This window comes from Ramlibacter sp. (assembly GCF_036676645.1).
Taxonomy (GTDB): Bacteria; Pseudomonadota; Gammaproteobacteria; order Burkholderiales; family Burkholderiaceae_C; genus Ramlibacter.
This window is the reverse complement of sequence record NZ_JAKFCM010000076.1, coordinates 1-4,801: the sequence shown is the minus strand read 5'-3', so window position 1 is coordinate 4,801 and position 4,801 is coordinate 1. Positions and strand designations below refer to the sequence as shown.

2 protein-coding genes and 1 pseudogene are annotated in these 4,801 nt (G+C 70.0%); all 3 read left to right on the top strand.

The features are described from left to right. Window positions 1-2,928 (top strand): annotated as a pseudogene (locus tag V6M57_RS11460) (hypothetical protein); the annotation flags it as partial. 72 nt (window positions 2,929-3,000) lie between these two features. Continuing rightward, entirely contained in the window at window positions 3,001-3,897 is an 897-nt protein-coding gene (locus tag V6M57_RS11455; protein WP_332815124.1) for a hypothetical protein, read from the top strand. Window positions 3,898-3,914: 17 nt separating this feature from the next. After that, window positions 3,915-4,703 (top strand): hypothetical protein, encoded by a 789-nt coding sequence (locus tag V6M57_RS11450; RefSeq protein WP_332815123.1) that lies wholly within the window; start codon window positions 3,915-3,917, stop codon window positions 4,701-4,703. The last annotated feature ends 98 nt before the right edge of the window (window positions 4,704-4,801 follow it).

The following is a 4,801-nucleotide window of genomic DNA, read 5'->3' as shown; positions in this document are numbered from 1 at the left end:
CCCATGCTCAGCCTCGAAAAGCCGCTCACCGTCGACGGCATCACCGTCTACCGCGACCATGCCGATGTGAATCAGTTCTGGTACCTGCCCGGACCGGTCGGCCTGGCGCGCCGCGTGGGCCCGGACAACCTCGCCGAATTCAGCTTCCTGAAATACAAGGCCGCGAGCGTGGACGTGGGGAAGACCGGTGGCGGTTTTCTCATGTTCAAGACCACGCTCAAGCTCACGCCGCAGTTCGAGTCGCGCATCGTGGGCCGCATCAACGCCGAACCGGGCGTGACGCCACCGGTGCGCCTGGCGGCTGCGCCGTTTGAAGAAGGTACGGTGCAGTGCCTGGCACTGAACCTGCAGGGTTCGGGCGGCACCGCCGCGACCGCGCCACCCGAGGGAGCCTTCAACGCCGTCGAGCTGATCCTCGGCGCGTCGGTGCCGTCGATGGACAGCGAGAACGGCGCGGCGTTCAGCCTGTCGCTGTCCAAGGAGGGCGCGACCATCCTGGAGCAGGCCTTTGGCGACGGCATGGCGCCGATCGGCGTGATCTACAACATGAAGTACCTGGCGATGCGGCCGTCGATCGACGTCGAGATCACCGCCGACTTCGAACGCATCTTCAACCACTTCAGCGCCAGCATCGAAGCCCAGTACCAGTTCGTGCGGGGCGGCATCGACGCCGCGTTCGAGTCGCTGGTGCAAAGCGGCGCGATCCAGATCAAGGTGCTGAACTTCACCGACGAAGCCGACGAGCGCGAACAGGAGAAATGGGCGCTGGATTTCTTCAAGGACGATCTCCTGTCCAAGTGGTTCGAGCCCACCCTGACGCCGGGCCAGCTCGCCGCCCAACAGGCCACCAGCGACCCGTTGAGCGATGTGATCTCCGTCGGGCGCGACCTGCTGCGTGACGCCAACAACACCAACACCAATCCGGCCACGGGCACGGGAACCGGCAACAACACCGGCACGAACACCAACCCAGGCCAGGGCACCAGCGCCAGCGAGACACAGCCCGCCACGCTCACCGTGGAGCAGCAAAGCCCGACGCCGCTGCCGGCGGGTCAAGGCGTCACGCACACGCCCGCGACCAGCGGCCTGGCGGAGACCCTGAGCATCACGGGGGCCGGCGCCACGGTGCGCGTGGACGGTCAGCCGGTCACGCCCGATGCCGCCGGGCGCATCACCGTGACGGTGAACCCGGCGGCGCAGAAGACCATCGAGGTGGAGTGGCCCGCACAGACCACCGAGGAAACCTTCGGCCTGTTCTTCGACTTCGACAAGCCCGCCGAAGCCAACTGGCGGGTCAACCCGCCCTCGCCCGAGTACCGCGCCTACGTGGACAACAGCACCACCGACCCGCGGTTCCAGAACGCGTCGGGGACGCTGCGCATCGAAGGCGACGGCAACTGGAGCGGACCGGAGCGCGGTGCCGAACGGCTGCGCGCGTGGATACAGCGCCTGCCCGCCCCACGCAACGTGCGCGTGGAAGCCTACGCCAGCCATGAACACGCAGCCGGCGTCCCCGAGACCCAGCGGGAGGCCTACAACCTGCGTCTGTCCACCCGGCGCCGCGACGTGGCCCTGGCCATCGTGCAGCGCGCCGGCGGCACGGTCAGCGGCGGCACCGCCAGCGGCGACCACCCCGCCTCCAGCCGCCCCGGCACCCACTCGCCGATGGGGGGCGACCCCGACAACCGGGTGGCGCACATCATCGGCCGCAGCACCGGCACCACACCCTCGCGCTGGCGCGGCGTGCTGCGACGGCCGGCGTCGACGGTGCCTCCACCGCCCCCACCGCCGCCTCCTCCTCCGCCCCCACCACCGCCGCCTCCTCCTCCCCCGCCGGCCCAGGGCGGCAGCTCGCTGCCGGTGGTGGCGAGCTTCAAGCTGAAGTTCGTGCGCCAGGAGGAGCGCAAGAAGCTCACCCTGCGCTACAACCGCGCCGAAGCGACACGCCGCACCTATGCGCCACAGGGCTTCTTCGGCCTCATGCTGGGCGACCTGCGCGACAAGTCCCGCTACTTCAAGGAGATCGATCTCGACGATCCGTTCTTCCGCGAGTTCAAGGTCGAGGCCAGCATGCCGATCGACTTCGCGCCCATCGGCCTGGCGTCGGCCCAGGTCGCACTGGACTACGGCGATCCGGCCAAACCCCAGGACCACAAACACGCCGACTTCGTGTTCCTGCCGGGTGACAACAAGGTCGAGACCTTCAAGGTGTTTCTCAACAGCACGCGCGACATCGACTACCAGGCCGGCTTCCAGTTCCACTTCGATCCGCAGTCGGGCTGGGCCGCCGACCGGCATTCCTACGACATCCCGGCCCGGCCCACGCTGGACCGCACACTGTTCGTGAACCCCTACGAGCACATCGAGTTCCGCGAGATCAGCGCGATCGCCGGCGACATCGACTGGGAGGTGGTCGAGTCCATGGAGCTCAACCTGAAGGCCCGCGGATACGCCAGCCCGGAACCCCGCACCGTGCTCACGCTGCGCCGCGACAGCGCACCGCAGATCTGGCGCCTGCGCGGGGCCAAGCCGGCGCCCGCCGACCGCGGGGTCGAGATGGAGCTGGTGCAACACCTCAAGGACGGCAGCGTCACGCGCCTGCCCGCCACCGATCTGGCGGTGTCGCAGATCGTGGTGCACGACCTGTTCGTGGGTGCGCTGCGGATCGAGTTCATCCCGGCGGTCAATCCGGCCGTCGTGAACCGGGTGCTGGTCGACGTCGAGTACCGCGACACGGCCAACCAGTACGAACGCATCGAACGGCTGGAAATCCCGGGCACCGCGACCGACTCCGTCAAGCTGCGCATGGCCTTGCGCGACAAGAACCTGCGCCAGTACCGCTTCCGCCTGACCTTCATCGGTCCGAACCTGTTCCAGCAGCGCGCCTGGGTGGACACGGCAGAAGAAATCCAGCCGGTGAGCCTGTGAGGCGGCGACATGATCCCGGCTGAGGCAACCGCCACAAGACCCGCCGAGCGCTCTCCCGCGATCCCAGCCGCGGTGGAGGCCACGCTGGACCGCCTGGCACCGTGGCTGCCCGAGGCAGTGGCGGCCGCCCGCGTGGCACTGGTGTCGCAGCTGGGCCCGGTCGGCCGCTCGGTCTGGCCGGAGGTGGCGTGGCGCTTCAGCCGGCTCACCAACACCGGCCTGCCGATCGAGTTCGCCTGGTCTTCGCGCGAGACGGCGCTGCGCTACACGGTGGAGGTGGCGCCGCCCGAGGCCCCCGACCCGGAGCGCCTGCACCTGGCCGCTCGGCAACTCGACTGGCCGCACGACCCGCAGCCCGCGCTCGCGCCCTGGCAGGCACTGCAGCAGGACCAGACCCTGCGCTTTGGCGCCTGGCTGGGGGCGCGTTTTTCGTCCGCCGGTCGGGCCACCAAGCTGTACATCGACGTGCCGCCCGGTGCGGCCCAGCCCTCGGCGCTGGTCGCTGCGCACCCCTGGCTGCGCAGCCCCAGCCTGCACTGGCGCATGGCCGGCCTGAACGCCGACCGGAGCCTGGAGCTGTACGCGCAGAGCGCCGACCTCGACCGGCACCGGCTGCTGGATCTTTGCCAGGGGTTCTTTGGAACGCCCGCACCCGGCACCGCTTTGTCCCGGCACCTGGATCTGCTCTGCGGCGGACAGGACCTGCCGCGGCCTTCCGGCCTGAGCGTGGTCTTCGACGGCGACCTGCGGCCCCGCGCCCTGACCTGGTTCTGTTTCGCCAAGGCGGTGTTCCGCGACGACGAACAGGTCCGCCAGACCCTGCTCTGCGCCGTGAGCGGTGCGCCTGCCGAGATCTATGCTGCCCTCAGCGCTGCCCCCCCCGATGGCCGCTGGCGGCACGGCATGGTGGGCGCTGGCGTCGACGCCAGTGCATCCCACTGGCTGCAGTGCGGCCTGCGCCCCACATGACTGCGGACCCCGCACCGATGCCCGGCCTGATCGCCAGCGAGATGCACGCCCGCGCACAGCGGCGGCCCGACTGCAACGGCTTCGCCACCGCCCTGGCGGTGCGCTCCCTGCGACAGCAGGGCCACACAGCGCCACCCTCCCTGCTGGCCGTGCTCGAACGCTGCCGCTCGGCGCAGGGCGGTTTCGGGTTCTGGCCGCAGGGCCTGCGCCCGCACTGGGCGCCACCGCTGCCGGACGACGCCGACGACACCGCCATCATGGCGCTGGAGCTGTATCTGGCCGGGCGTCTGACCCGGACCGAGACACGGCGCATCGCCTGTCAGCGCGTCGGCACGCGGCGCATCGCCCGCCTGCCCGTCCTGCGCCCGCCGTGGCTGCGCGCGGGCGTGTTCGCGACCTGGAGCCGTTCGGCCGGGGGACAGGACATGGTCGACTGCACCGTGATCACCAATGTGCTGGCGCTGCTGAGCGTGACCGGGCTGGAGGGAATCCCGGGCGCGAGCGAGTCGATGGACCTGCTGAACCGCGCCCTGGACTGGGCCGGCGATGACGAAACCCGCGCGAGCAGTCTGTCGCCCTTCTACCCCGACGCCGCCGAATGGCTGCTGGCGCTGGACAACGCAGCGGCCATGGGCTGCCAGGGTGTGTCCATCCTGCTGGACCGCGTGCAGCGCACGCCCTGGGGGCAGGCCGCATGGCTGCACCGCGCGGCGCCCGACCACCCGATCTGCTCCAGTCCCTACGGTCTGGTGGTGTGGCGCTCGCCAGCACTCTGCGCCGTCAGAAGTGGCGCCGAAGCCGCCTGAACACAGATCAAAAAAATCCCGCCGGACCGGGGGTCGGGCGGGGACAAGGCCACGTCCACAGGGACCGACGTGGCGTCAGGGATCGTGAAGGGTCAGAA

Coding starts and splice junctions, on each gene's coding strand:
- V6M57_RS11450 (WP_332815123.1), top strand. CDS start 3,915: ATGCCCGGCCTGATCGCCAGCGAGATGCACGCCCGCGCACAGCGGCGG.